Genomic DNA, 26,472 nt, shown 5'->3' on the forward strand with positions numbered 1-26,472 from the left:
AGAGCAGTTGATCGGGGTCACTTTTGACCACCGAGAAGTTTCATTTGAATTCGACGCCCAGCCGGCGGAAAACCGCGCTGATGCAAAGCCTTACCCGCCGAACGCACCCAAAGTTTCGCCAGTTGGTCGAAATCCGGCAAGCTGCCACGTCGGGACGCTCCGGTTTTCGCCTCTTAATCTAGCGCAGATCGGCCTTCGAGCAGCGGAACTCGTCGTCGGCTCGTCAATCCAGTCGAATTCGCAGACGTAAACATCGACCAATGGCTGATCGCGCCGGTTGCTGGACCTCTTTGCAGGACCCGGAACCGCTTCGACAGAAATGGCCAGAGCAAACGATCCGACGACCGCAAGCCGCGGAGGCTCAAATGGAGAGACAGGCACCCTCAAGACGCCAATATCGGCAGCAACAGAGACTGCCCGAGACCGATCAACGTTGAATGCGGACCAAAACATGGTCACTGCCGAAACGGATCAGTGCTAGCGTTCGCGATAGGTGATTCGACCCTTGGTCAAATCGTACGGTGACAATTCGACGCGGACCTTATCGCCCGGAACGATCCGAATGAAGTGCTTACGCATCCGTCCAGCGACGTGCGCCATCACTTCGCTTCCCGTTTCCAATTGGACACGGAATCGTGTGTTTGCAAGAGCCTGTGTGACTGTGCCTTCGACTTCGAAAGCATCTTCTTTCTTTCCCAAAATCAATCCTCAACGAACGGTAAGTCTGTAAACCTGAGGCGAAAACGGCCTAGGTTGCCGTGGAATTCCGGCCGTCCATCGACGACCGTCGCGAGCTCAGAATAAGCCAATCCCTACCAAATTGGCAGGTCATACGCCTCATGCTGGTTGAACAGTGCAAATTTCCGGCCATAGGTCGCGAAACTGTCCATTTCACAACCAAAGAACCGAAAAACTGCTCGCGAAATTCCGTTGAGACACCACTCGCCGGGTGAATTTCCGAATTAACGCTTGCTGAACTGGACACCACGACGGGCACCGCGAAGACCAGGCTTCTTTCGTTCCTTCATGCGCGAATCTCGCGTCAGGAAGCTGCCTTCTCGCATCGGGTCGTGCAATGTTTCGTCAAAGCTGCACAGGGCACGAGCCAAGCCCATGCGTACCGCGCCACTTTGGCCGGTCATTCCGCCACCACCGACGCGAACAACGACATCCACCTTTTCCGCGTGATCGGCCGCTTCGAGCGTTTGCATGATCGCGGCTCGATGTTGATCGTTGACGAAGTATTGCTCGATCGAAAGGCTGTTGATCGTGATCTTGCCGCTGCCGGCACGTACACGAACGCGAGCGACGCTGCTTTTGCGGCGACCAGTGCCGAGGGCGTCCCCGTTGATTTTGTCCTTTTTGACGGCGATCATAAGTTTCGAGCGTTTGTGATGGAGGATTTAGGTGATTTTTTGAGAGCGAGCAGCAAAAACTGCCCAGCAAAAAGACTCATTTTCAACGAACAGAAGCGTCGAAGGACTAGGCCTTCTTGCTGGTTCGCTTCAACTCTTGTGGCGATTGTGCGGTGTGAGGATGCTCTGGACCGGCATAGATCTTCAGCTTTTTGATCATTTGATAAGCCAGCTTGTTCTTTGGCAACATCCGGCGAACCGCGTGAAAGATCAGGTCTTCGGGCTTACGATCCAGGCGATCGCCGTAGCTTTCCAGACGCAGACCGGTGTAGCCCGTGTACCACGTGTAGTGGCGGGCATCCATTTTGCGACCGGTCATCTTGATCTTGTCAGCGTTGGTGACGACCACGAAATCGCCACAATCGACGTGAGGCGTGTACTGCGGGCGATGCTTGCCCATCAGAACGACAGCGATATCGCTTGCCAAACGTCCCAGCACCTCATCGGTGGCGTCGACGACGTGCCATTGCTTTTCGACTTGGTCAGGTTTGGCGATGAAAGTTGGTTGAGCGACCACGGGATATGACTTGTTTTTAGCGTTCTATTCGGAATCGAATCAAATGGGAATCCACGCGAGCCGCCGTTATCCGACGACGGGGCGACCTGCGAAGAATCGGGGAATTTATCGATACCCGCTTAGATAGGCAAGGCCTTTTGGCATGAAAGATCGCTAATTCACGTCGGAAAAACGCCGCAAATAGGACTTCAGCCTCAATTTTTTCTGCGCGCTGTCGCTGGTCATGTAGCGGACGCTGCCAAAGATGGGCCGTTTGGGGCCCCAGGCACGGTCGTATCGACCGAGCACCCAAAAGATGCCGTTGTAGGAATTCGGGTCTCGCCCGTCGAGGCCGTATTTGTTGTTGAGGTGGATCATGATGTCCAGCGCGATCTGCGGAGTGGGCGTCCACTGCAAGATCTTTTTGCCCCACAGCATCCGCATGTAATTGTGCATCACGCCTGTGCGAACAATCTCTCGCTGGGCCGCATTCCAGATTTCATCACCGGTTTCGGCCGCTTCAAGCTGATCCAGCGTGTACGTTTCCGGCCTGGGGTCCGACAACGTTGAAGCCAGCGTGGCCTTGGCCCAATCGGGCAGCGATTCGAACTTGTCGTAATTCTCAGGCTGGCGAAACGACAGGTTGAACCCCATTTCTCGCCACGTCAGCACTTGATCCAAGAACGCTTCGGCCGCTTCGCTGGTATTCCAAAATCCGTGGTTTTTTCCATTGGCGGGCGACGCTTTGTCGGGTGTCCAGTTTTCACGCTCTAGCAACCGCAACACCAGCTCGTGTGCCGAAAGATGGCCGAAGTGCAAATGCGGACTCAGTCCCGATGTCGCATATTCATCGGGATGGTTTCGGTCATCGTTGTAGACGTCGATCGTCGTTGTGACGAAACGATTCAATCGTGCGCCAGCATCAACCGATCCGCCGCGAACGGTGGGACTGGGCACGACGGTGTGGTCGATCGGGATTTTCGATAACCCGTCGCCGTCGAGCAAGTTTTCCAAATCGGCGGCCGGCCAACGCTTGGTGATTTTGACGGGCAACTTCTCGAGCCGCGGAAGTTTGACGCCGCCAAGCGGATCTTCTTTGGGCGTTTCCATCAATACGTCCAGCACGTTTTTCTGCATCCAACGGCGATAGCTGTGGGCGACCGTGAACGTCCGGTCGGGTCGTCGCAATGGCATCACGCCGTTGCTATCCACCAGTTCCAGCCGCGCGGGAATACGGTCTTTCACCGCCGCGATCATGTGAGGCAAAAAGAAGCACGGATATTCGTCGGCCACGACCGTACATGCCCGCTCGGCCAACCGATGCAGCAGCGGCGTGCCGTCGCCGGGCCGTGGTTCGACGTAGGGGAAATAGGTGACGGGCTTCTTTGCGAACGATGCCGCGTTGTCTCGCATACCCTCGATGACAAACCGATGCAACCGATCGCTGGCCCATGAGTATCGAACCCGCAGCGGCTCGAAAATGACCAGCGGCTTGCCGAACTGTTTCGCCCGATCCACGGCATGCTGCAGCGAAAAATTATACCGCGATCGTCGAAATGCGATCATCCAGTACAGCACATAATCGCCATCGGGACGGACGGCGTGATCGTTGGCGTGCGTATGACGAATCGTTGGAATTGCCATCAGCGACTAATTGTCGTCGTTCCCTTCAACTTCTGCTTCAGCGGCCTTTTCTTCGGCCGTTTTCTTGCGTTTGATCATCGTGATTTCGTTGCCCGCGTCGTTGTGGATGACGTCGTCCATGAAAGCGCGGATCAAAAGCAGGCCGCGGCCACCGGCACGCTCTAGATTCTCGGCACTGGTCGGATCACGCAAATCGGCATAGCTAAACCCGTTGCCTTCGTCGCGAATCTTAAACACTGCCTGCTGGGGCGTCGTGTGAAGCTCGACGTGCAATAGACGATCGCTGTAGGGCGACTGTGTTTTCCGCAGCGCGATCATGTCGACGTACGCTTTTCCATCATCAACTTGACGCAGGTCAGATTCAATTTCTAGGTTGCCATGGATGATCGCATTGACGAGCGCTTCGTCCAGTGCCATCGCGACTTGCATCCGTTCGCCGTCATCGAACAGATCCATTTCGACGATTGCCGATTCCAACCGAGCGATGATGTGGGGCACCAACGTTTCGTCGTTTCCCAGCTGCAGCTTCAACGAACTTTCGACGGCAAACTTGGCAACTTCCCGAACCGATCGTGCGGCCTGGTTGACCGACAATACTTGGCGAACGACCGGGCAAAGCGTGTTCAGGATGATGCGTTTGGGGACGTAGCTGGACGCACCGCGACGCAGTGCGTCGGCGGCCACGTCTTCGCTGCCCTCGGCGGTCGTCAACACGATCTGCAAGCCGGGATGACTGTACTTGAGCGTTTCAACCAATTCCAAACCCGACATGCCGGGCATCTCTAAATCGGTCACGACCAACAACGGAAGCTCCAACGCGATCGCCGCGATGGCGGCTTCCGCGTTTTCGACCGTGCGGACGGCAAATCCATCCTGCTCCAACACAATTTGCATCTGGCGCCGCTGCGTCGGGCTATCGTCGACAACCAAAATGTGAGAAGTGTCGGTCATAAAGATTGATTGAAGAGGCGTCGATGAGAGTTTCGGCGAGACCATCATTCTAGCGAGTCGGTCGCATCGATGGGGCGTCAAGTCATTGCAAACCGCTTTCGACGACCATTCCGAATTCTCGCGCTGTTCCGCAGTCTCGTTTGTCTCGGGTACGATGCATCGAGCATACTGCCCCCGTTCGCGATTGAAAGCCGATCTTGCCACGTCGCCGCTCCCCCGTCCGTGCTCCTTTTCTGCTGGCCGTTGCTTCGGTTGCGATCGGTGTCGCGGCCTATATCTTCGGATTAGCGTGGATCCAAGCTGCAAGCAACCCATTCTATCAGCCTAGTGATCTGTGGATCCCCCGGACGATCGACATGGTCGTGCTGGGGTGGAGCTTTTGGGTTGCGTCGTCGATCGGCAGCTTTCTGAACGTCGTCGCATGGCGGATGCCACGCGGTGAGGGCGTCGGTGGACGTTCGTATTGCCCGCGGTGCAAGAGCCAGCTTCGTGCCAAGGACAACTTTCCCGTTTTCGGATGGCTGGCCTTGGGCGGCCGATGCCGGACGTGCCGGTTACCGATCTCGCCTCGCTACCCGATTGTCGAGGCCGTTGTCGGCACGTCGTTAACGATCGTCGCGATCGGCCAACTGTATCGATTGAGTTTGCCGGGGCAAAGCAGTCACTGGCACGGCGGACCATCGTGGACACCGATCATCGACCAGCCGATGTTGGTGGTGCTGCTGTTTCATGTCTTTGCCCTGTCCGTCGGTTGGGCCATGGCACTGATTCGTTACGACAAGAATTCGATTCCGCCCAAGTTGACGTTCGTTGGTCTGGGGATCGTCGTGGTGGCGATGGTTACGTATCCGCGATTGATCGTGGTGCCATGGCAAAGCGGTCCGACGTCCCCCGAGATTTGGTTGGGACCTAGCCTGTACGTCAACGTTGGCGTCCGAGTGCTGACGTCGTTGGTTGCCGCGGCGTTGATCGGTCGCTCGCTGGCACGTGCGTTTTGTCCGGCCGCTGACCCGAAACAAGATCCGCTGGGTCGATCGACGCGGCGGTTGATGGACTTGATCGCCATCATGGCGGTGCCCGCGTTGATCGTGGGATGGCAGTCGTCGCCGGCAGTTGCCGTGGTGGCCACGCTGATCGCGGTTTTCCTGCGCAGATTTTTCACGCGAAGTACCGATGGCCTTGGTGCGTTTGCTTTGGCGATCCCCGTCACGTTGACGTTGGCAATTTTCGCGTGGCGATTTTTGATCGGCCAAGCTTGGTGGCCCAGTCCCGCCAATGCCGGACCATGGGCCATCATCGGCTGGTCGGCCGCGATCCTGTTGGTGCCACTGTGGATTCGCGATCGAGAAGTCGCCCGCGTGATCCCGCCGGCCATGGTGGATGAAGATGATGAAACTGGCGAAGATGAAGATGACGATGACGAGTCGCCCGAACCCGGTGCATCGATTCAACCCTAACCCTTCGGGCGCGGCCTCAGTTGACAGAACAACGCCTTCTTTTGATCGGGAAGCGAAAAGTCGAAGCCGCAGCCTTGCAAGAACTTTTCCGACGAACTGATCGCCATCACTTCCATCACGTTCAAGTCCTTGGCCCGGTTGACGCAGTGGCGAACCAGCGCGCGGCCCACTCCGGTGCCTTGGCACTGATGATGGACGGCCAAGCATTGCAGTTCGGCCAACTTGGGGCTGTAGATTTCGACGGCCGAGAATCCGACCAGTTGCACTTCGTCATCGCCGTCCATTCGCACCGCGACGAACCCGTGACGGGTCAGTTCGATGATTTCGGCTTCCGTACGGGCCAACAGCAGCGACTGCATAACGTATGGACGCATCAACGCGTGAATCGCTTCGGCGTCGCTGGGCAATGCCTGCCGAATCACGATTCCCGGCGGCATCGGCAAGCCAGCGGGGTCCCCGTGACCGCTGGATGACTCGGACGTTTGCGGCACTTCGTTATCCGGTTCGGTGGAATCCAAGATGGACGTCTCGTTAGACAAAGGGTACACCCGAACTCAGTTGTTCAACTGGACGGGGTTGGTGGCTTGCTTGATCGTGTCTCGCATCAATTGCATCGGCGCTTCCTTGCCGGTAAACAGTTTGTACTGATACGCGGCTTGCCGAACAAACATATCGATTCCCGTAATGACCCGGCACTGTGCCCTTCTGGCATCTTTGATCAGCAACGTGTTCTCGGGGTTGTAAACCGTATCGAACACCGCCACGAACTGGTTCAAGGCCGATGCCTTGAACGGCGAACTGTCAACGTCCGGATGCATTCCAACCGGTGTGCCGTTGACCAGCAACCGAATGCGTTGATCGTGACGTTCGTCCCATTCGATCGCGCGGCATCCCAGTTCCGCGGCCATGATCTGTGCCCGCTCGAGCGTTCGCGATGCGATCAACACTTCACAGTGACGCTGTTTCAAGCCCCACGCGATCGCTCGCGAAACACCGCCGGCACCCAGAACCAGCGCCGTGATGCCTTGCATCGGGCGTTCCAGTTTCCTGTCGACCTTGAACAACTCTTCGATACAGTCCATCGCTGCGCGGTAATCGGTGTTGTAACCGAGAACTTCTTTTTCATGAAAAATCAGCGTATTGACCGCGCCGATGCCCGTTGCACTGGATTCGGCTTGCGTGCATTCGTCGACCGCATGCTCTTTGTGCGGGATCGTCACGCTCAAACCACGAATGCCAAGTTCATCGCAGTTGTTGACGAAGTTGGGGAAGTCGCTTTTGGTGATTCGGAACGGCAGGTAGCGGGCGTTGATTCCCTGCTGCTCGAACGCCTTGTTGTGGATCAACGGACTGTGACTGTGAGCGACCGGATCGGCAACGACGCCAAAAATTTCGGTGTCTTCATTGATTTCGTTGTAACGATAGAGCGACTTCATCTCTTTCCATTCCAACAGCCCCGGTGCCATCTTTTTGTCTTTGCTGAACGTCGCATAGGTGAACGGCGACCCGAGTCGATCGGCCATGATCCGCGTGATCATGCCCGTCTCGCCCATGCAGATGCCGATCGTCGGCACTTTGGCCTCTTTGACCAATTTCATCATTCGCAAATTGTCGCTGAACGAGTTGGCCATCGTCGCGATCTTGACGATGTCCGCATCTTCTTCTGCCATCGCCGCGTGCAGGTCTTCCAGATTGTCCGGCGTCTCTTGAAAATCGTGATAGCTGATGATCCGCTTGGTCGTACCGTAACGCGGGATCTGGGCGGCCACGTCGGCTTCGATGTCAACGTATTCGACGCCCGTTGCGATCGCACTGCGCAGCAACGTCATCCGTTCCGCTTCGGTCTTCATCCATCGACCGCCATCACCTCGACGGCGAACCGTCACGACGACGGGGCCCGGTCGGGCGTCGATCAGCCGCTTCAGGCTGACGGCGCGGCCGATGTAGTCCAGTCGCAGTTCAACCAATTCGGCGCCTTGCTCCACCAAGAATTGATGTTCGGCGATCATCCGCGTGTGGCGGGCACGTCCGAGAGTGACACAAATCATAAAACGATACTGAAAAAGTAAACGAAACGGCTGGTGGCCCCAGAGCTTATAATCGCAGAGCCTATAATAGAGTCGGTTGATCCTGCGAGCGGGGGTGCGTTTTTCCCGCAGCTAGAAAGTTACTTCAGCGTTTGCCAATGAGTTGTTGATGCCCCGTCGCCTTTTTCCGGTTTTTCTGTTCGGGATTCCGATCATGGCCGCCATTCTTGCTGTGTCAAATTGGGCGGACGATCCCGGCGGCTCCGACGATTGGCCATTGCCGCGCGGGGACGCCCAATCAACCGGCTCGACCACGATGGACGTACCGAGTGACTTGATGGTTCGCTGGGAATTCAGGGCGGACGATGCAATTGAGACGACGCCAGTCGTCGCCGGCGGCCGAGTCTTCGTTGCCGACGTGATGGGCAAACTTTACGCGATCGATCAAGCCACCGGCAAAGGCATTTGGAGCAACGACTACGATACGGGCTTCATCGCCGCCGCAGCAGTCCAAGAAGGGACGCTCGTGATCGGCGACGTCGAGGGAAATCTGTACGCCGTGGATGCGGCGACGGGCCAACCGAAATGGAAACAATCTACCGAAGGCGAGATCAACGGCTCGGCTGCCTTTTTCGGCGACCAAGTCCTGGTCACCAGCCAGGACGGCAATCTGTACTGTTTTCGACTTGCCGACGGTACACGGGTTTGGACCTACCCGACGGATGATCAAATCCGCTGCAGTCCGACCGTTGCCGGTGATCGGACGTTCCTGGGTGGGTGCGACGGACGGCTGCATGTCGTCGATCTGAACACTGGCAAAGCGATCGGCGAACCGCTGCCGCTGGACGGACCGACCGGAAGTACCGCAGCGGTGCGAGGCGAAAAGGCGTTTGTACCGATCATGGACGGCGCCGTGTTCGCGTTCGATTGGAAGACATCTCAACAGCTTTGGCGCTACGAAGACGAGGAGGCTGCGCAGGAATACCGCAGCAGCGCCGCGGTCAGCGACGAATGGGTGATTGTTAGCAGCCAGCGGAAACAAGTCGACGCGATCTCGATCGCGACGGGGAAGCGAGTTTGGCGGCACACCCTTCGTCGCCGCGCCGACGCATCCCCCGTAATCGCCGGATCTGACGTCTTCATCGCCGCGACGGACGGGCGGTTGGTTCGACTGTCCCTTGCCGACGGGACGGACGAAAAATGGAGCTACGAAATCCGTGGCTCGTTCCTTGCCGCCCCGGCGATTGCCAATCATCAGCTCTTCATCGCCGATGAAGATGGCGTGGTAAGATGTTTTGCCGGGAACGGGAATTAGAGTAGAACGATATCCCTGCCCTGGCTTCCCGCCAAACTCTGGTCCCTTTCATTCTCCCCCGCCAAAGTAAAACGATGTCCTCCGACGCCACCTCTAAGAAAACCGAAGTCGGAAGCTACTTCATTTCGAACTATCCACCCTACAGCCAGTGGAACAAAGACCAACTGCCCAACGTCCGCGAAGCCTTACACGGTCCGGCAAAAGAGGACACGCCGCTGGGGCTGTATCTGCACATCCCGTTCTGTCGAAAACGCTGTAAGTTCTGTTACTTCAAGGTTTTTACGGACGTCAACGCCGCCGAAGTCCAGCGTTACGTGGACGCCTTGTGCAATGAAATCTCGATGGTCAGCCAGTTGGAGGTCATGAAGGGACGCCCCTTCCGATTTGTGTATTTCGGCGGCGGCACACCAAGTTTCCTATCACCCAAACAATTGACCAAGCTCGCCGATCGACTGCGTGAACACATCACCTGGGATGGCGCCGAAGAAGTCACCTTCGAATGCGAACCGGGAACGCTCAGCGAAACCAAAGTCAAAACGTTGCGTGACGAGCTTGGTGTGACGCGACTGAGTCTGGGCATCGAAAACTTCGACGACAAGATTCTGGAAGAGAACGGTCGCGCCCACCTGTCCAAGCAAGTCTTCAACGCGTGGCAATGGATCACCGATGCGAAGATCCCCAACGTCAACATCGACTTGATCTCGGGAATGGTCGGCGAGACGTGGGACAACTGGAAACAGAACGTCGTCAAGACGTTGGAACTGTCACCCGAAAGCGTAACGATCTACCAAATGGAATTGCCGTTCAATACCGTCTACAGCAAAGACATCCTAGGCAACAAAGTCGAAAGCCCCGTCGCGGACTGGCAAACCAAACGCGATTGGGTCGAGTACGCCTTCGACGAATTTGGCAAGCACGGCTATAGCGTCAGCAGCGCCTACACGGTCGTCAAAGATCCATCGAAGGTCAACTTCAGCTACCGTGACAACCTTTGGCAGGGCGCCGATCTGTTGGCGACTGGGATCGCAAGCTTCGGCCACGCCAGCGGAGTCCACTACCAAAACGTCGCCGAACTGGAAACGTATCTCAGCACCATCGAATCCGGCGAACTACCACTCGGTCGCGGCTTCGTGCCCACCGAACACCAAAAACTGGTTCGCGAAATGATCCTTTTGCTCAAACGAGGCTATTTGAAAACGGATTACTTTGCCAACAAGTTCGGCGTCGATATCGTTGCCCAATGGCGGGACGTTTGGAACGGTTACGTCGACGAAGGCTTGGCGAAGATCGAACGCGACGAGATTCATTTGACCACCGAAGGATTGTTGCGAGTCGATTCGCTGCTGCCAGCGTTCTTCGAGCCTGAACACCAAGGGGTTCGCTACACGTGAGCGACCCCGAGTCATTCGAGTTCGCGATGGGCGAATTCACGGCAACGTTCCCACGTGACCGACATTACGCCACCAATCACATGTGGGCGGCCGAAACATCACCGGCCCGGTTTCGCTTCGGCCTGACCGGGTACGCCGTGCGTTTGCTGCAAGACGTTTATTTCTTGGATTGGATTGTCGACGTGCCTGCGGTGATTGTGGCTCGCGCACACATCGGATCGATCGAAAGCAAGAAGGCCGAGAGCGATCTGTATGCGCCGCTGGGCGGGAAAGTGGTTGCGATCAACGATGTCGTCATGGCAGACCCCTCGCTTATCAACGCAGACCCGTACGGCGACGGTTGGATGATCGAAATCGAATCGTCCGCGTCCGAACGTTTGCTCGATCCCGACGGCTACGCCGCACATTTGATCCAAGCCTGGGACGTGGCCCAGCGAACGATCAAGGGCCAAGCAAATACTTGAGCGCGGCAATACGTTAGCCCAAGGGCTTTCCGTCGGTCTCGCCAGGATCAGAAAAACGTAAAGCCGATCGCGCCCTCGAATGCGGATCGTGACACTCTCAAAACCGAAAGCCTGGCCTGTGAATCTTGCCGCCAACACGTCACTTCCCCACGCCCGGTTTCGCGGGATCGTTCCGCCGCTGATCACACCGCTCAAAGCCCGCGACGAACTGGATGCCGACGGGTTGGCACGGTTGATCGAACACGTCATCAACGGCGGTGTCGCCGGCGTCTTCATCCTGGGCACGACCGGCGAAGCACCCAGCTTGAGCTATCGCCTTCGTCGCGAAATGATCTCGGAAACCACTCGGTTGGTCGACAGGCGCGTTCCCGTTTTAGTCGGTGTCACCGATACCGCGTTCGTTGAATCGATCAACCTTGCCGTCCACGCGGCCCAGTGCAATGCCGACGCAGCGGTGCTGACGACGCCCTACTATTTTCCCGCCGGCCAAACCGAACTGACCTCATATGTCCAAAACATCCAACCACAGATTCCGCTACCGTTGATGCTGTACAACATGCCGCAATTGACGAAGGTGTGGTTCGAGATCGAGACGCTGCGAACATTGTCGTCGATCGAAGACATCGTTGGAGTTAAAGACAGCAGCGGTGACATGGACTACTTCGCAAAACTGTGCGAGCTGAAACAAACCCGTCCGGACTGGTCGATCCTGCTGGGCCCCGAAGCCATGCTCGCCGAAGCTCATGCACTCGGCGCCGACGGCGGAGTCAACGGCGGCGCCAACGTGGCGCCACAATTGTTCGTCCAGTGTTTCGAATCGCTCCTCGCCGGCGATGCCCGCAACGTCGAATCGCTCCAGCAAAGCATCCTTCGCTTTCAAGACATCTACGAGATTGGCAAATACGCCTCGCGACACATCAAAGCAACCAAAGCGGCGGCGTCTTTGATGGAGATCTGCAGCGACTTACCCGCCGATCCGTTTCACGCTTTCCGAGAACCCGAGCGGCAACGGGTCGCGGACATCTTGAAGAGCATCGGTTTACTGTGAACGTCGACCGTGACGGTCACAACCCAAACTCTATCAACGACGAACGATCCCGATGAGAATCCCAACCCTCTCGCTGGCGTACATGATTTGTCTGTCGTCGATATTGGTTGCCGATGACGCGACGTGGAAACTAAGACCGCTCGCATACAATCACCCGGGTTTAGAAGTCGATCTGGGGGTGGGACTGTGGGCGTATCCGATCCCGATCGACTATGACCAAGACGGCGACATGGACTTGTTGGTGGCTTGTCCGGACAAGCCGACCAATGGTGTCCACTACTTCGAAAACCTGTCGCAAGATCCCAAACTTGCGATGCCCGTCTTCAAGGCGCCCGTACGTTTGGGTGACGCGGCACATTACATGTTGATGAGCAAAATCGGTGACGAATCCGTCATTCTAAAACCGGGGAACGAGTACCGACGTGATCCCGAGACGGGTGAATTCGATTTCGCCAAGCCTCGTAAGATCGACGCAGTGTCGAATCCGAATCATGAATCCAACGGCCGCACCCGAGCGAACATGTGGCGCTATGTTGACTATGACAACGATGGCGATCACGACATTGTCGTCGGGTCCGGCGACTGGACGGAACTGGGTTGGGATCACGCCTACGACAGTTCGGGAACTTGGCGGAACGGTCCCTTGCACGGATACGTCTATGTCATGCGGAACGAAGGCACCGATCAGTCGCCCAAGTACAGCGACACTCCGTTTCGAGTCCAAGCCGCTGGTGGTGATGTCGATGTCTACGGCTGGCCTTGCCCCAACTTCGCCGATTTCGACAACGACGGCGATCTGGATCTGCTGTGTGGCGAGTTCATGGACGGATTCACCTACTTTCGAAACATCGGCACGGCAACGGATCCGATTTATGCAGCGGGCCAGAAACTGAACGCAGCCGATGGCCGGCCTTTGGTCATGCACCTGCAAATGATCACGCCAACGGCGATCGATTGGGACACCGACGGAGACTTGGACTTGATCGTCGGCGACGAAGACGGTCGCGTCGCACTGGTCGAGAACACGGGGCGGTTCCAAGACGGTGCACCGGAGTTCGCACCACCGAAGTACTTCCGCCAAGAAGCCGACACGTTGAAGTTTGGCGCCCTGGCGACGCCGTTCGCGTATGACTGGGACAATGACGGCGACGAAGACATTCTGTGCGGAAACACGGCCGGCTCGATCGGACTGTTTGAAAACTTGGGCGCCGGTGCTGGCGGGCTGCCCAAGTGGACCGCGCCGAAACGGTTGAACGTCAAGGCCGCCGATGGATCCAGTCAGCCGTTTCGCGTGATGGCGGGCGACAACGGCTCGATCCAAGGACCCTGTGAAGCCAAGTGGGGCTATACGACGCTGTCGGTGGCCGATTGGGATGCCGATGGCGACGGCGACATCGTCTTCAACTCCATTTTGTCGCGAATCGGATTGCTGATGAACGAAGGGGGAACGTTGGTCGAGCAAGAGTTTGATACCGGCCTGAATGAATCACCGCCGGCCTGGTACTGGTGGCAAACGAAATCCGGTTCGGCGCTAACGCAGTGGCGAACAACTCCGGTCGCGATCGACTTCGACGGCGACGGCGGACTGGACTTGGTGATGCTGGACCAACAGGGCTATTTGACGCTGCGTTCGTCCGGTGGACCGGCGCGACGCATTTTCGTTGACGAAGACAATCAACCGCTGCGATTGAATGCGGGGACGTGCGGCCGTTCGGGGCGAGTCAAGCTAGCCGTCGCGGATTGGGATGGCGATTCGCGACTCGACGTTTTCGTGAATTCGGAAAACGCGATCTGGTACCGCAATTGCGAAGACCGCGACGGCAAAATTGTGTTGAAGAAGATCGGAAACCTGGCCGACCGAAACGTGGCGGGACATACATCGAGCCCCGCGATCTGTGATTTCGATCGCGATGGAAAACCGGATCTATTGGTTGGTAGCGAGAACGGGCGGATCTATCACCTGCATCACAAGGACGCCATAAAATATTCGGCGGGTCAAATCGAATCGCGTCCGGCCATCGCTGCCCCGCCCGGCCGTTTCCAAGGATTCGTCAGCGAAGATTTCATCTTCACGAAAGCAGACTTCAAACAGTGCCATGCTTCGACGATCTGCCAAACCACCCGAGGACTCGTCACGGCTTGGTTCGGCGGAACCAAAGAAGGCGACGATGATGTCCGAATTTGGACCAGCTATCACGACGGGCTTCAGTGGTCCAAACCGATCGCGATCGCCGATGGAATCCAGCACGACGGACTGCGTTACCCGTGCTGGAACCCTGTTCTCTTTCAACCACCGGGGGACGGGCCGACGATGCTGTTCTTCAAAGTCGGTCCGAGTCCGAAAGCTTGGTGGGGTGAAGTCATGGTCAGCTACGATCGCGGACGCACGTTCGTCGATCGCCGGCGGTTGCCCGAGGGCATCGTGGGCCCCGTACGCTGCAAGCCGATCCTGATCGATGGTGGCAGGCGGTTGCTGTGCGGATCATCAACCGAAGACGAGGGCTGGCGAGTCCATTTCGAATCGGTCGGTATCGTTGATGGTGAAATCAACGACCGCTGGAAACGAATCGGCCCCATCGATGGCAATGAATCATTCCGTGCGATCCAGCCGACGTTTCTGACCCACGCCGACGGACGCCTGCAAGTGCTCTGTCGCACCCAAGAAGACGTCATCGCAACAAGCGAATCAGCAGACATTGGCAAGACTTGGACAAAACTTGTCGCAACAAGGTTGCCCAATCCGAATTCGGGAATCGACGCGGTATCGCTTTCCGATGGTCGCCATCTGTTGGTCTACAACCCGTTGACATCGGGTATCACCGGATGGGGCAAACGCAGTTCCCTTGCACTCGCGATTTCAAACGACGGGCATAAATGGTCCGAAGTCGGGTTGATCGAAAAGGACAAGGCATCCGAGTTCAGTTATCCCGCCGTCGTGCAAACCAGCGATGGTCTGGTTCACGTGACGTACACCCACCGGCGAACCGAAATCAAACACGTCGTCATCGATCCGTCCCAAATTTCGGATCCGCCAATCGTTGCGGACCGCTAGCGATCGGGTTGATCCCAGAATCGGTAGGGATCGTCCAGCCGGCGCATCTCGGCAAGCAAAAGTGCTTCCATTTTCGCCAATTGATCCGCGTAGCGAGGATCCTTAACCAAATTGGCCTGATTCGCATCCGGACGATGGCCCGTCATGGCGATCACGTCGGCGTGGCTGTGCGAGTCGATGAACTCGTGCGGGTTTTCCGCCAGATTGAAAAGTTGTTTTTCGCGGACGGTGCCATCCAAAACATCGTATTGAATCAGTTTCCAATCACCATCGATCACGCACCGCATTCCTGGTTTCGTGCCGCCGCAATAGCAACCGTACATCGTATCGCGAACCGTTTCTTGCTTACCCTCCACGACCGGACGGAAACTGATTCCTTCATTTGTTTGGGGCGCTTCGATCCCTGCGAAGTCGCAAAGCGTGGCCAGCACATCAAGCAAATAAACATTCCCGCGCACCCGCGTGCCCGATGGAATGCCGGGGCCTTTGACAATCATCGGCACTCGCCAAGTGTGTTCGTACAGGTTCTGTTTTCCCTGCAATCCGTGACGTCCGATTGCCATCCCGTGATCGGCGGTGTAGACGATGTAGGTGTTGTCCAGTTCGCCCATCGATTCCAATTTTTTGAGCACGCGGTCGATTTGGATGTCGATGTTTTCACTGCACGCGAACTCGCGACCCGTTTCGTTGCGGATCGTCGCCTCGTCGCGATTCTTCCAGACTCCGCTGACATGTTCTTCGTCGCGCAGACCGGGTTGCCCGTGGTGAAACGGATGTTCGGGCAGATAGCCGATCGGCAACTTCGGCTGATTCGGATTCAGCGCGGGCAACGATTTCGGATCACGGTGATTGGTCGCACCGTACTTGTTGAGCAATTCAGGCTTCCCGTCTCTTGTGTCGTGGGGATGCGAAAATCCGAAATAGATCAAGAACGGATCCTGGTCCTGTTTGGCCTCGCGCTGCCCCAGGTATTCCAAGACTTGTTGGGCATGCCAATGGCTTCCCGTTTCGTCCGTCCCGCCTCGCTTGACCGCATCGTGGACCACGGAAAATTGTTTGTTCGCTGCGTCGTACGAGTTGCCCGTTTTGCAGGTCCGCATCGTGTCGTATCCCGCGCGATTAAAAACGGCTGCAAGCGTCGAGTCAACCAAGTTGGGCGGCACCAAATTCGGATCGGCTGCGTTGGGATTGTTCTTTGTGTTGTTGCGACGATCGGGGATGTGCCACAACGTCCTTCCCGACATGATCATGTGTCGCGACGACGTACACACCGCACCGACCCAAGCGCCCATGTGCCGGGCCGAATCGATCACGGTCCCTTCGGCCGCCAATCGATCAAGCGTTGGCGTTTGCAATTCGGATTGCGGATTGTAAATCTTCAAGTCGTAAGGCGATTGGTCGTCCACCAAAATGAACAAGATGTTCGGTCGGCTTGAATCTTTCGAATCAGCCAACGCAAATCGGGCTGGAACGATCACGACCAGTCCAATCAGACCAAGTGACAACAACGACTTTCGGACCCATGACATCGAAGGACTCTTTGCGGAAGAAAGGGAAGGGGAGCGGCAAGACGGCAATCAGTCTAGTCGCAAGCCCTCGGCCGGTGGCGATCGCGGCCACCGCAAACCATGCATTGACACCTCGCGATGTAGCGACATATATTATCTTATAGAACATTGGCCCGCCTAAAACTATGAAACAGGGAATCCGACGTGCAAACCATCGATGTGAAACAATTAGCCGAGCGACAACGGTCCGCGCCGATCGATTTAATCGATGTACGCACGCCGGTCGAGTTTCGCGAAGTTCATGCCGTCGGTGCAGTGAACGTTCCGCTCGATACTCTTGACCCTGCCTCGATCGTTGGGGCGCGAAATGGCCGGTCCGATCAGCCGATTTACTTGATTTGCAAGACGGGAGGCCGCTCGAGTCGGGCCGCACAGAAGTTCATCGACGCGGGCTATGAAAATGTCATCAGCGTCGATGGTGGTACCGGTGCTTGGGACCAATCCGGGTTGCCGGTCAACCGCGGCAAGAAATCGATCTCGTTAGAACGACAAGTTCGTATCGTCGCCGGATTTTTGACACTCGTCGGCGCACTGCTTGGCTACTTCGTTCACCCCGCGCTGGTCGGGATCTCGGCGTTTATTGGTGCCGGCTTGATGTTTGCCGGAATCACTGACACGTGCGGCATGGGCATGATGCTTGCCAAGATGCCTTGGAACAACTGTCGCGATACCGGTGCGTGCAGCGTCGACCGATCTGCGTAACGGTGTCGCGAAAGAAATGACCGACGACCAAAATTTTATACAACGAAGGAAGCGAAATCGATGAAGATTGTCATCATTGGCGGTGTCGCGGGCGGAGCATCGGCGGCGGCACGTGCTAGGCGTTTGTCTGATGACGCCGAAATCATTGTGCTAGAACGGGGGCCTCATCCCTCGTTTGCCAATTGTGGACTGCCCTACTACGTCGGCGGCGAGATTCAATCTCGCGATAAATTACTCGTCGCTCCCATCGAAATGCTTCGCCAACGGCATCGGCTTGACGTGCGAGTTCACGCCGAAGTGATCGCGATCGACCGCCCGGCAAAGCAGGTCACCGTGCGCGACTTGGCCTCAGATCGTCAATACACCGAGTCGTATGACAAGCTGATCGTTTCGACGGGTGCCGCGCCGTTTCGGCCGCACATCCCCGGCATCGATTCGGATCGCGTCTTGGAACTTCGCGACTTGAACGATGCCGATCGCATGCACACCGTCGCCACATCCGGTTCGCGGAAAGCGGTGATCGTCGGTGCCGGCTTCATCGGCATCGAAGTCGCCGAGAATCTAAGACGCCGCAACATCGATGTCACCATCGTCGAATTGGCGGACCAGATCTTACCGCCGTGGGACCATGAGATGATGATCCCGATCCAAGATCACGTTCGCGAAAATGGCGTCGAGCTTTGTCTGCAGGATTCGGCCATCGGGTTTGATGAAACCGAAACGGGTTTGAACATCCGATTGCAATCCGGTGCGACGATCGCTGCTGACTTCGCCGTCGTTTGCATCGGCGTGCGACCGGAAAGCAAGCTCGCGATGGATGCTGGGATCGCATGCGGGCCGCGCGGCGGAATCGTCACGAGCGAACGGATGCAAACCAACGATCCGGACATCTACGCCGTCGGCGATGTCGCCGAAGTGATGGATTTTGTTACCAGACAACCCGTGCAGATCCCCTTGGCAGGCCCGGCCAATCGTCAGGGACGGATCGCGGCCGATCACATTTTCGGACGCCCATCCGCCTATCGCGGAACGCAAGGGACCGCCATCGTCGGTGTGTTTGGAAAAACCGCCGCAATGACGGGACAGAGCGAGAAGTTGCTGCGCCGAAGTGAGACTCTTTACGAAAAGATCTACATCCATCCGACGGACCACGCGGGCTACTATCCGGGCGCGGAAGTGATGACGCTCAAGCTGCTGTTCGATCCAAACACCGGCCACATTTTGGGCGCCCAAGGCGTGGGTACCCATGGTGTTGATAAACGCATCGACGTGATCGCGACCGCCATCCAAGGCGGAATGACGGTTTTCGACTTGGAAGAAGTCGAATTGTGTTACGCGCCCCAGTACGGCCACGCCAAGGATGCCGTGAACATGGCCGGCTTTGTCGCGTCGGGTGTGGTGCGAGGCGATCAAACCGTCGTCCACGCGACCAGCGACCCTTCGGCGCCGCCGGTTTACGTGTTGGACGTACGCAGCGAATCTGAATTCACCGCCGGCCACATCCCAGATGCGACCAATATCCCGATCGAAGTGCTGAGGGATCGTACCGACGAGCTGCCTCGCGATCGAAAGATCATCGCGTATTGCAAAGTTGGCCAGCGAGGGTATTTGGCAACACGAGTGCTGATGCAACGCGGCTTCGATGTTTCCAACCTCAGCGGTGGATACTTATCATGGCGTCGTACGGCGGAAGCTTCTTCGACAACGTAGCGACACACTCCAACGAGACAACGATGAAATCAATTTTGCTAGCCATGGTTTGCTTTGCGTCGATGGCTTGTGGGCCGAACGCAACAATCACTCATGCGCAATTGGGCGGCTTCTTTGGCGGCAGTCCCCATGTCGCGAAAGTTGACGCCAAAGAACTCAACGCGATGTTGACGAAACAAAGCGATCTTGAGAAATCCGCCGAAGCAAGCGGCAAGCCGAAACCGACAGCCGACTTTGTTGTCGTGGACGTGCGAACGGATGCCGAGGTTAACGTCTCGGTGATTCCCGGCGCGATCACGAAGGCCGATTACGAGAAAAATCGAGACCGCTATGCCGGTCGAATGGTGATTCCGTACTGCACGATCGGCGGACGAAGCGGTCGCTATGCTTTGGAACTGCAAAAGCAAGGCATCCCGGTCAAGAACTTCAAAGGCAGCATCTTGGAATGGGCTTCGGAAGAGCTACCGTTGGTGACGTTGGACGGAAAACCGACGACGCAAGTTCATATCTATAGTGACACCTACAGCGTTCCGCCGATGTACCAACCGGTGACTCGCTAGTCGACGTTCTCAAACAAATTGTCTTGATTGATCACATCGGGGCCGACGTTGCTGTTGAGCAAATGAAATCGCGTCGACTCGGGGCACTCTTCTTTCATTTCTTGCGATTCGTGAAGCGCATTGGCTCGAGCCGCTAGGATGCGTGAGTTCCCGGGATGGTTGCCGCAGTCGAGTTCCCAGTGGTGGATGTGTTCGATGTCATACGATTCGTCATCGTTGACGGCAACGTACAACTTCTTCGGTGTCCACGGCGGCAACGACGACGCCGGCGATTGGGCATGCGGGTCTTCAATGAACGCGGCGGCGTTGGTGTATTGATCGGCGCTGCCCGATGCATCCACCGCCAAGACCGCCGCTCGTGAAGCGGCCATGTGCTCGGGATTTCCGTTGTAACCGTTGACCGCCATGGTCACGACGACGTCAGGTCGGCATCGACGCATCTGTTGCACGACAAAGCCGACCACCTTGTCCTGGCCCCTCCACAATTCGAAGGCGGGATCGGTGGAACCCCACGGTTGCAGCCCCGACATGTCTTTGAATCGCGGCATGATCGGTTTGTAGTCGACGCCCGACATCAATAACATCCGCGACAGTTCGCCTTCGCGGTAGTAACTGGGGTACAACGCATCGGCTGGGATCTTCGGAAATCGTGGGTAGTCCGAGTCGTCATAGCTGTAGTCGGGCGTGTCGTCGGCGCTAGCATGGTGGGGCAAGCCACTGCCCCACTCGCCGCTTGTCAGCGAAATGAATTTCACCTTCATGTTTCGGCAGGTCGCGTAGTACGCGATCAATCCGCCAAAGGTGCTCTCATCATCGGGATGCGCGACGACGACCATCAAGTCAAACTTGTCCGGGTCGGGTTGAAAACCATCGGGGATTTGCGCAACCGCGATCGTCGGGAAAGCGATCATCGAAATCAGAATCGATAGGGAAGCGAGTCGAATCAAACGGTTCATGCGAATCGGCGTGGGGCGTGAGGAAAGCGAAAGCGATTCCCCGATTCTAGTCCATCACAGTTCGTCGAATCACATGCCATCGAATGCTTGCCCGCGAATGCCGTCGCCGTCGGTGTAATCTTGCGGAGCATCCAATCCGCCGGTCAGCAGCATTCCGTCAATCTTCGCCGACGCTTGAGCCAGTTTGCCTTTTGCGTCGATGAAGCGAATCGTCGATTCATAGAAGCTTCGACGGACGATCAAGACCTGCAAAAAATCCAGTTCGCCGGCACGGTAGGCTTCTTCGGATAGGTCCAGGCTTTTCTTGGCCTGGGGAATGATTTCCTGCTGGTACTTGTTGACCGATGCCATCGATGCTTCGAACTCTTGAGCGGTCCGCGCCAAACGCGACTTGATCGATTGCTCGACCCGTCTGACGTTCTCGAGGGCTCGCGTGTAGTCGGCGTAGGCGGCCGAGATGTTGCCTTGGTTTTGATTCCAAACCGGAATCGGCGCTGATAATTGAATGTTGATCATTCCGTGGTCCGTTCCATCGTCATAGCCCGCGCCGACTTGCGCGGTGAAGTTGGGGATCATTTGGACCTGTTGGCGTTTGAGCAGCGATTGCTTCTCGCACACCAAAGCGTTGGCGACCGTCAACTCGGGGCTGTTTGAAACAATTTGATCATACGCGGCGTCCCAGTTGGGCGTTTCGCCCGAGGGGTTCAGGTCCATCACCAAACGCGCCGGCGTCGACGCTGACAAGCCGGCGATGGCGGCCAAGTCTTGCCAAGCGCCGCGGTACGCCGCCGCCGATTGTTCCGCGGCCAGGGTGACTTCGGACAACAGCGTTTTCGATTGCAAGACTTCGATCAACGTGCCTTCCTCGGCCCGCTTGCGATCCTCGGCAACTTCGACGCCGCGGCGAGCCAGTTGTGCGAAATCCAACGTGGCGTCCAATTGCTGTTGAGCCGCAACGGCTTCGAAGAAGCGAACTCGCACGTCCGTTAGCACGCGGTACCGTTGTGTTTCCATTTCGCCACGCTGGGCCGACGACGTGTGCCCAAGGACTTCGCGGTTGATCGCAAGTTTGTCGCCGCGTACGAATTCTTGCTCGATGAACAAACCGTGCTGGTCGGTGTTTCGGTCGGCGATCTGTTGTCCGAAGTATCCAAGCGTCGGGTTCGGTCGCACCCCGACCTGGTACCGCAATCCCGATGCCTTCGTCGCGACGGCGCCGGCTGCCACCAAGGTCGGATTCCCTTCCAAGGCGAGTCGTTCGATATCGGCCAGCGTGTACGTCATTTCGTTCACGGGCGGCGGACTGGTGGATGTCAAATCATCACGGCCTGCGGATATCTCGCCGCCGTCGGTCACGCCATTGTTCGCGTCTTCGATCGATGGAATCAGCGGTATCACGACGGGTTCCAGCGCCATCGGATCCGTGTCGACGGCAATGTCGCTGCTGGAGGTCGCAAAGGCGGAAGCCGAGTCGTCCGGTTGGGGTCGAGAATCGACTTCGAAATGAACCAGCGAAATGGATTCGGTCGCAAAGGCGGCTTCGGCCAACGTTTCGGTCGGTTCGGAATGAAGGGTGCGGATGACGTGCGAGTCGGTGCCGCCCAACTGGGCGCATCCAGTCATTGCAACCAAGGCAATCGCATGCGATCCAAGCTTGAAATTCTTCATCATTTCTCCGACGCATCTCTGACTGGTCCGATTCCCACACTCAAAATAGGTATCGACCGCTTCAACCCGTACCAACGCGCCGAAGGCGAACCGGACCAACAAGAACAGCTGGGATATTCGGTGAATCGGACCAATTGTTACATTTTGCCATCTGATGGCGCCGCGTCGATTCGTGAAACTGCCGGTGGGTCGACGGTGGTCCAAGGTTCGGCATCGTCAACGCTGTGGAGTTACCATGGCAGCTGCTTGATCGCTTCGGGCAACTTCTTTTTCGCAATTTGGAATCAACCATGAGCCTGCGTTTGCTTTCGCTTGTCGTTTTGTTCACCAGTTTCATCGGCGCGAACGTCCGTGCCGAAGTCAGGATGCCGGGCTTCTTTGGCGATCACATGGTGATCCAACAACAGAAAGAAATTCGCGTTTGGGGTTGGGCCGATCCGGGTGATTCGGTTGCCGTCGCGTTGGGTAATTCGCGGACAAAGTCCGTCGCGGATGACGCGGGCCGATGGGATGCGACATTGCCCGCGATGGAGGCGGGAAAGGAACCCCTGGCGTTGAAAGTCGAAGCATCCAACAAGATCGAATTCAAAGACGTATTGATCGGCGAAGTTTGGTTGTGCAGCGGACAATCCAACATGGAATGGATGGTCGCCAACAGCACCAACGGAGCAGCCGAGGTCGCAGCGGCGGATCATCCGCTGCTTCGACACATCGCGATCGCAAAGCGTCCGTCGAATGTGCCGCTTGATGACGTCACTGCCCCCTGGCAAGTGTGTTCACCGGAAACGGCGGGCGGCTTTACTGCTTGTGGATACTTTATGGCTCGCCAGTTGCAGAAAGAGCTCGGCGTCCCTATCGGTTTGATTCACTCGTCATGGGGTGGTACTCGAATCGAACCTTGGACGCCGCCGGTCGGATTCGAGCACGTCGAAGCGCTCGACGGCATCTACCAATCGGTGCTGTCCCGAACACCGGGTACGTCGCAAAGCCGCAAGCTGATTGATCAACACATTGTCGCGACTCAGGCGTGGCTTGAAACGGCCGAGCAAGCGGTCGCCGCGGGCGGATTGCCCGACGCGAGTCCCAGCTATCCCGAATCGCTGGTGCCTTTCAAAACGCATCAAGATCCCACAATGCTTTACAACGGCATGATCCACGCGATGGTCGGGTATCCGATTCGCGGTGCGATTTGGTACCAGGGCGAATCGAACCATGGCGAAGGTGCGTTGTACACCGAAAAGATGAAAGCCCTGATTGGTGGTTGGCGTCAAATTTGGGATCAAGGTGACTTCCCGTTCTACTTCGTTCAGATCGCGCCATTTCAATACGGCGCCGAGAATCCCGAGGTGCTGGCAACGTTCTGGGAAGCTCAATCGGCGGCGACCGAAATCCCCAACACAGCCATGGTGGTGACGAACGACATCGCGACGCTAAACGATATTCACCCGCCGAACAAGCAAGACGTCGGATATCGATTGGCACTGTTGGCGCTGAAGAACGATTACGGACGCGACGTTGTCGCCCACAGTCCAACGATGGCGTCGATGGAAGTTCTCGACCGCGGGATCAAAATCATGTTCGACAACACGGGTGGCGGATTGAAAACGCGAGACGGAAATTCGGCGACTCATTTTGAAGTGATCGGCGCTGGCTCCGGCGGCTATCAACCCGCTACGGTCGCGATCGAAGGCGACGCGATTGTGCTTACCTCGGACAAGTGCGAGCAGCCCGTCGCGTTCCGATTTGCCTGGGATAAGGTGGCAACGCCCAACCTGGTCGGTGGCACGGGACTGCCCGTCGGTGCGTTCCGCGACGGCGAGGAACCAAGTTTCTTGAACCAGTTGCCGATCGGCAAAGACTATCGTTTGGTGTACGACGTTGACCTCGCCAAACTGGGCAATTCGATCGCCTACGACGTCGACGAAAGTGATTCTGCGGGAGCATTTTCGAAGATCGGATATCTATTGGAATTGCGTTCGAACGGAGAATCCGATCAGTCCGTCTTCGTGGCCGTCGCTGCTTTCACCGACGATGCGAAAAAGATCGGCATCCCAACAGCAGCCTCGAATGCGATGTTTCAACAAACGTTCTCGTCGATGGATGTTTATTCCAACGTCACGGGAATCGTAACCGGAACCAGCATCGACACGGGCAACATTGAATTTTGGCCCAACAACTACGGCCAAGGAAACGAGGCCAAAGTGCGCGGGGCCTCCAGCAGCCAGTTCGATTTTGGTGATGCCGTGGCACAACCCGTCAACGGCTATGGCAGCATGCAGATTCACAATTTCGGCGCCAAGCAAACCGTTTTTGCGATCAACCATTGGTCCGACGGCGCGTCGGCCGACATCGGGATCGGCAACAACACCAGCGGCAATTCCGACTGGACCTTCACCGCAAACGCTGCAAACTATTCCAAAAAACGACTCAGAGTATTCGTAAAGTAAACAGCCGCCCCAGGTGAACCCTCAGGCGCCGCCAGCGGGACGTGAACTGCAAAGCAGTTTTCGAAAGCTTCAGCACACCCTGCGAACGGAGTCGCAGGGTCAATTAGGGTTGCTCGAAAAGGTTTGCCTAGGCTTCGATTTCGACGTCGGAATCGGGGCGGGCGGTGCATAGGATGACTTCGCCGGGGGCGACTTCGCACGTTGGTGGTTGGGGGTAACGAACAGTGCCACGGGTCAGGCGGTGGATGCACGATCCGCATTGGCCACTTCGGCAGGACGAGTCGACCGAAATTCCGGATGCTTCGGCGATGTCGAGCAGGCTTTGGTTCTGGCTTGACCAGACGGCGTCTTGGTTGCTGAGTGTGAATCGGACGGGGACTTCATCAACGTTGGCTTCGTTGACAGTTGTCTTGACGGCAATCACGCCGGGGCCTTTTGCTTTGCCGCCGAAGGATTCGTATTGGACCGACTTATCCCTTGCGCCGCCTGCGATCAGTTCGGTGGCCATTGATTCCATGAATGCGTTGGGCCCGCAGATGCGATAGTCGGCATTTGAAGGCGTGCTTCCAGCGTGCGAAATGATATCGGGGGCGGTGATGCGACCGGTGGTGGAATCGACTTGCAAGGGTTCGTCGGCGAGGGGACGGCTGAACCAAACGTGCAGGTGAAAGGTGCCGACCTTCGATAGCGTTTGATGCAAGTAACGGAGCGGCTTTAAGAACGGTGCATTGCGTTGGTCGCGAAGTTGGTAGTGAAGGTGTACTTCACGGTCGGGCGTGACTTCCAACGAATGCAACAGCATCGACAACATCGGTGTGATGCCGATGCCGGCGGCGATCAAGTGAATCGGTCGCTCGGGATGATCGAGGTCGATGTGAAAGTGACCTCGTGGTGATTGAATCGAGACGACGTCGCCGACGTTGACGCGATCGTGCAGTCGGTTGCTCATGCGACCGCCGGGGACTCGCTTGACGGTGATCCGATACCGTGACTCGCCGGGACCGCTCGATAGGCTGTAGCATCGGGCGATCGGTTTCGCATCGGGATCGTCGCTGGACGGATAGCGAATCAGAATCGATTGACCACCCTTGAATGCGGGGAAGTCGCTGCCGTCGATGGACCGGAAGGTGAATGAACGGCAATCGACCGACTCGTCTTGAATGGAATCGACGACGACGTCTCGCCATCCGGTCCAACCCGATGCGTCAACGACCGACTTCGACGCGACCGGGACTTGAGCTTGAACATCGTCGTCCAGAATGTCGGTTCGGAAACGTCGCTCGTCGCGGCGGGCAACGAATTCGGCAAATACGAGGTAGCCGACGAATGGGACGATGATCAGAAAGCCGACGATTCCTGGCATGATGACTTCGGGGCGAAACGAGTGGAGGCGTTGACGGACGAGCCAAGGTTTTTCAAACGTAGCTCTCCCAAGTCGCGCCGGACGTCGAAACTCGCCATTCGGATTCCCCACGATCGCCTCGCAATCGTTACAAACCAAACAACGGGAATGATCGCGGCGTGCGGATGCGATGGATGGGGGCGGGGCAGGCGTCGGTGACGTTTCGACTCGATTTGAAATAGAATGCGAATCGGATGGT

The 26,472-nt window shown here is 56.9% G+C and carries 21 protein-coding genes; 10 read left to right on the top strand and 11 right to left on the bottom strand.

Features of this window, described 5'->3' with window-relative positions; genetic code table 11:
* Positions 1-477: 477 nt before the first annotated feature.
* The 5 genes from infA to Poly51_RS06855 form a co-directional block, all read right to left on the bottom strand.
* Positions 478-699: a translation initiation factor IF-1 gene (gene infA, locus Poly51_RS06835; RefSeq protein ID WP_145175822.1), complete on the bottom strand. Its 222-nt coding sequence runs from the start codon at positions 697-699 to the stop codon at positions 478-480.
* Between the two features lie 263 nt (positions 700-962).
* Positions 963-1,376 (bottom strand): 30S ribosomal protein S9, encoded by a 414-nt coding sequence (gene rpsI, locus Poly51_RS06840; RefSeq protein ID WP_146455702.1) that lies wholly within the window; start codon positions 1,374-1,376, stop codon positions 963-965.
* Between the two features lie 106 nt (positions 1,377-1,482).
* Positions 1,483-1,911, bottom strand: a complete 429-nt coding sequence (gene rplM, locus Poly51_RS06845; RefSeq protein ID WP_449314215.1) for a 50S ribosomal protein L13 — start codon at positions 1,909-1,911, stop codon at positions 1,483-1,485.
* A gap of 174 nt (positions 1,912-2,085) precedes the next feature.
* Positions 2,086-3,555: an FAD-binding domain-containing protein gene (locus Poly51_RS06850; RefSeq protein ID WP_246114313.1), complete on the bottom strand. Its 1,470-nt coding sequence runs from the start codon at positions 3,553-3,555 to the stop codon at positions 2,086-2,088.
* Positions 3,556-3,561: 6 nt separating this feature from the next.
* The gene (locus Poly51_RS06855; protein WP_186775392.1) at positions 3,562-4,506 is read right to left on the bottom strand and encodes an ATP-binding response regulator; all 945 of its coding nucleotides are present in this window, start codon (positions 4,504-4,506) and stop codon (positions 3,562-3,564) included.
* A 197-nt stretch (positions 4,507-4,703) separates the two neighbouring features.
* Here Poly51_RS06855 and Poly51_RS06860 point away from each other — a divergent pair, with 197 nt between their 5' ends.
* Positions 4,704-5,963, top strand: a complete 1,260-nt coding sequence (locus Poly51_RS06860; protein WP_222435805.1) for an A24 family peptidase — start codon at positions 4,704-4,706, stop codon at positions 5,961-5,963.
* On the opposite strand, the gene Poly51_RS06865 is transcribed toward Poly51_RS06860, so the two are convergent.
* Together Poly51_RS06865 and aroE are read right to left on the bottom strand one after the other, a co-directional pair.
* Positions 5,960-6,400, bottom strand: a complete 441-nt coding sequence (locus tag Poly51_RS06865; RefSeq protein ID WP_146457192.1) for a GNAT family N-acetyltransferase — start codon at positions 6,398-6,400, stop codon at positions 5,960-5,962. The genes Poly51_RS06860 and Poly51_RS06865 overlap by 4 nt on opposite strands.
* A 117-nt stretch (positions 6,401-6,517) precedes the next feature.
* A complete protein-coding gene (gene aroE, locus Poly51_RS06870; RefSeq protein ID WP_146455710.1) occupies positions 6,518-8,011 on the bottom strand; it encodes a shikimate dehydrogenase in 1,494 nt (497 codons plus the stop codon).
* 148 nt (positions 8,012-8,159) lie between these two features.
* On the opposite strand from aroE, the gene Poly51_RS06875 reads away from it, so the two are divergent.
* The 5 genes from Poly51_RS06875 to Poly51_RS06895 all read left to right on the top strand — a co-directional run bounded on the left by Poly51_RS06875 (position 8,160) and on the right by Poly51_RS06895 (position 15,260).
* Positions 8,160-9,305, top strand: coding sequence for an outer membrane protein assembly factor BamB family protein (locus Poly51_RS06875; protein ID WP_146455712.1), 1,146 nt, complete (start codon positions 8,160-8,162; stop codon positions 9,303-9,305).
* Between the two features lie 74 nt (positions 9,306-9,379).
* Positions 9,380-10,696: a coproporphyrinogen-III oxidase family protein gene (locus tag Poly51_RS06880; RefSeq protein ID WP_146455714.1), complete on the top strand. Its 1,317-nt coding sequence runs from the start codon at positions 9,380-9,382 to the stop codon at positions 10,694-10,696.
* A gap of 26 nt (positions 10,697-10,722) precedes the next feature.
* Positions 10,723-11,160, top strand: a complete 438-nt coding sequence (locus tag Poly51_RS06885; RefSeq protein WP_146457194.1) for a glycine cleavage system protein H — start codon at positions 10,723-10,725, stop codon at positions 11,158-11,160.
* Between the two features lie 118 nt (positions 11,161-11,278).
* On the top strand, positions 11,279-12,208 hold the full coding sequence (locus tag Poly51_RS06890; RefSeq protein WP_246114411.1) for a dihydrodipicolinate synthase family protein: 930 nt from the start codon (positions 11,279-11,281) through the stop codon (positions 12,206-12,208).
* A gap of 52 nt (positions 12,209-12,260) precedes the next feature.
* Positions 12,261-15,260, top strand: coding sequence for an exo-alpha-sialidase (locus tag Poly51_RS06895; RefSeq protein WP_146455718.1), 3,000 nt, complete (start codon positions 12,261-12,263; stop codon positions 15,258-15,260).
* On the opposite strand, the gene Poly51_RS06900 is transcribed toward Poly51_RS06895, so the two are convergent.
* Positions 15,257-16,789: a sulfatase-like hydrolase/transferase gene (locus Poly51_RS06900; RefSeq protein ID WP_146455720.1), complete on the bottom strand. Its 1,533-nt coding sequence runs from the start codon at positions 16,787-16,789 to the stop codon at positions 15,257-15,259. The genes Poly51_RS06895 and Poly51_RS06900 overlap by 4 nt on opposite strands.
* Positions 16,790-16,972: 183 nt before the next feature.
* Between Poly51_RS06900 and Poly51_RS06905 the strand changes: the two genes are divergently transcribed.
* From Poly51_RS06905 to Poly51_RS06915, 3 genes are read left to right on the top strand one after another with little or no spacing between them, the layout of a single operon-like run.
* Positions 16,973-17,530, top strand: a complete 558-nt coding sequence (locus tag Poly51_RS06905; RefSeq protein ID WP_146455722.1) for a rhodanese-like domain-containing protein — start codon at positions 16,973-16,975, stop codon at positions 17,528-17,530.
* A gap of 60 nt (positions 17,531-17,590) precedes the next feature.
* A complete protein-coding gene (locus tag Poly51_RS06910; protein WP_146455724.1) occupies positions 17,591-19,240 on the top strand; it encodes an FAD-dependent oxidoreductase in 1,650 nt (549 codons plus the stop codon).
* Positions 19,241-19,263: 23 nt separating this feature from the next.
* Positions 19,264-19,800, top strand: a complete 537-nt coding sequence (locus Poly51_RS06915; RefSeq protein ID WP_186775394.1) for a rhodanese-like domain-containing protein — start codon at positions 19,264-19,266, stop codon at positions 19,798-19,800.
* On the opposite strand, the gene Poly51_RS06920 is transcribed toward Poly51_RS06915, so the two are convergent.
* Together Poly51_RS06920 and Poly51_RS06925 are read right to left on the bottom strand one after the other, a co-directional pair.
* On the bottom strand, positions 19,797-20,756 hold the full coding sequence (locus Poly51_RS06920; RefSeq protein ID WP_146455726.1) for a PIG-L deacetylase family protein: 960 nt from the start codon (positions 20,754-20,756) through the stop codon (positions 19,797-19,799). The two genes, Poly51_RS06915 and Poly51_RS06920, sit on opposite strands and share 4 nt — an antisense overlap.
* Before the next feature lie 69 nt (positions 20,757-20,825).
* A complete protein-coding gene (locus Poly51_RS06925) occupies positions 20,826-22,427 on the bottom strand; it encodes a TolC family protein (protein WP_146455728.1) in 1,602 nt (533 codons plus the stop codon).
* A 287-nt stretch (positions 22,428-22,714) separates the two neighbouring features.
* On the opposite strand from Poly51_RS06925, the gene Poly51_RS06930 reads away from it, so the two are divergent.
* Positions 22,715-24,871: a sialate O-acetylesterase gene (locus Poly51_RS06930; protein WP_146455729.1), complete on the top strand. Its 2,157-nt coding sequence runs from the start codon at positions 22,715-22,717 to the stop codon at positions 24,869-24,871.
* A 127-nt stretch (positions 24,872-24,998) separates the two neighbouring features.
* Here the strand turns inward: Poly51_RS06930 and Poly51_RS06935 are convergent, their stop codons facing one another.
* Complete coding sequence (locus Poly51_RS06935) at positions 24,999-26,234, bottom strand: FAD-binding oxidoreductase (RefSeq protein WP_186775395.1); 1,236 nt, start codon at positions 26,232-26,234, stop codon at positions 24,999-25,001.
* Between the last annotated feature and the right edge of the window lie 238 nt (positions 26,235-26,472).

The organism is Rubripirellula tenax (assembly GCF_007860125.1).
In the GTDB taxonomy this organism is placed as follows: domain Bacteria; phylum Planctomycetota; class Planctomycetia; order Pirellulales; family Pirellulaceae; genus Rubripirellula; species Rubripirellula tenax.

Bases quoted from the DNA above. Each gene is read 5' to 3' on its own strand.
- rpsI (WP_146455702.1), bottom strand. From the start codon at position 1,376: ATGATCGCCGTCAAAAAGGACAAAATCAACGGGGACGCCCTCGGCACT.
- Poly51_RS06850 (WP_246114313.1), bottom strand. From the start codon at position 3,555: ATGGCAATTCCAACGATTCGTCATACGCACGCCAACGATCACGCCGTC.
- Poly51_RS06855 (WP_186775392.1), bottom strand. From the start codon at position 4,506: ATGACCGACACTTCTCACATTTTGGTTGTCGACGATAGCCCGACGCAG.
- Poly51_RS06865 (WP_146457192.1), bottom strand. From the start codon at position 6,400: ATGCCGCCGGGAATCGTGATTCGGCAGGCATTGCCCAGCGACGCCGAA.
- aroE (WP_146455710.1), bottom strand. From the start codon at position 8,011: ATGATTTGTGTCACTCTCGGACGTGCCCGCCACACGCGGATGATCGCC.
- Poly51_RS06875 (WP_146455712.1), top strand. From the start codon at position 8,160: ATGCCCCGTCGCCTTTTTCCGGTTTTTCTGTTCGGGATTCCGATCATG.
- Poly51_RS06880 (WP_146455714.1), top strand. From the start codon at position 9,380: ATGTCCTCCGACGCCACCTCTAAGAAAACCGAAGTCGGAAGCTACTTC.
- Poly51_RS06885 (WP_146457194.1), top strand. From the start codon at position 10,723: ATGGGCGAATTCACGGCAACGTTCCCACGTGACCGACATTACGCCACC.
- Poly51_RS06895 (WP_146455718.1), top strand. From the start codon at position 12,261: ATGAGAATCCCAACCCTCTCGCTGGCGTACATGATTTGTCTGTCGTCG.
- Poly51_RS06900 (WP_146455720.1), bottom strand. From the start codon at position 16,789: ATGTCATGGGTCCGAAAGTCGTTGTTGTCACTTGGTCTGATTGGACTG.
- Poly51_RS06910 (WP_146455724.1), top strand. From the start codon at position 17,591: ATGAAGATTGTCATCATTGGCGGTGTCGCGGGCGGAGCATCGGCGGCG.
- Poly51_RS06915 (WP_186775394.1), top strand. From the start codon at position 19,264: ATGAAATCAATTTTGCTAGCCATGGTTTGCTTTGCGTCGATGGCTTGT.
- Poly51_RS06920 (WP_146455726.1), bottom strand. From the start codon at position 20,756: ATGAACCGTTTGATTCGACTCGCTTCCCTATCGATTCTGATTTCGATG.
- Poly51_RS06925 (WP_146455728.1), bottom strand. From the start codon at position 22,427: ATGATGAAGAATTTCAAGCTTGGATCGCATGCGATTGCCTTGGTTGCA.
- Poly51_RS06930 (WP_146455729.1), top strand. From the start codon at position 22,715: ATGAGCCTGCGTTTGCTTTCGCTTGTCGTTTTGTTCACCAGTTTCATC.
- Poly51_RS06935 (WP_186775395.1), bottom strand. From the start codon at position 26,234: ATGCCAGGAATCGTCGGCTTTCTGATCATCGTCCCATTCGTCGGCTAC.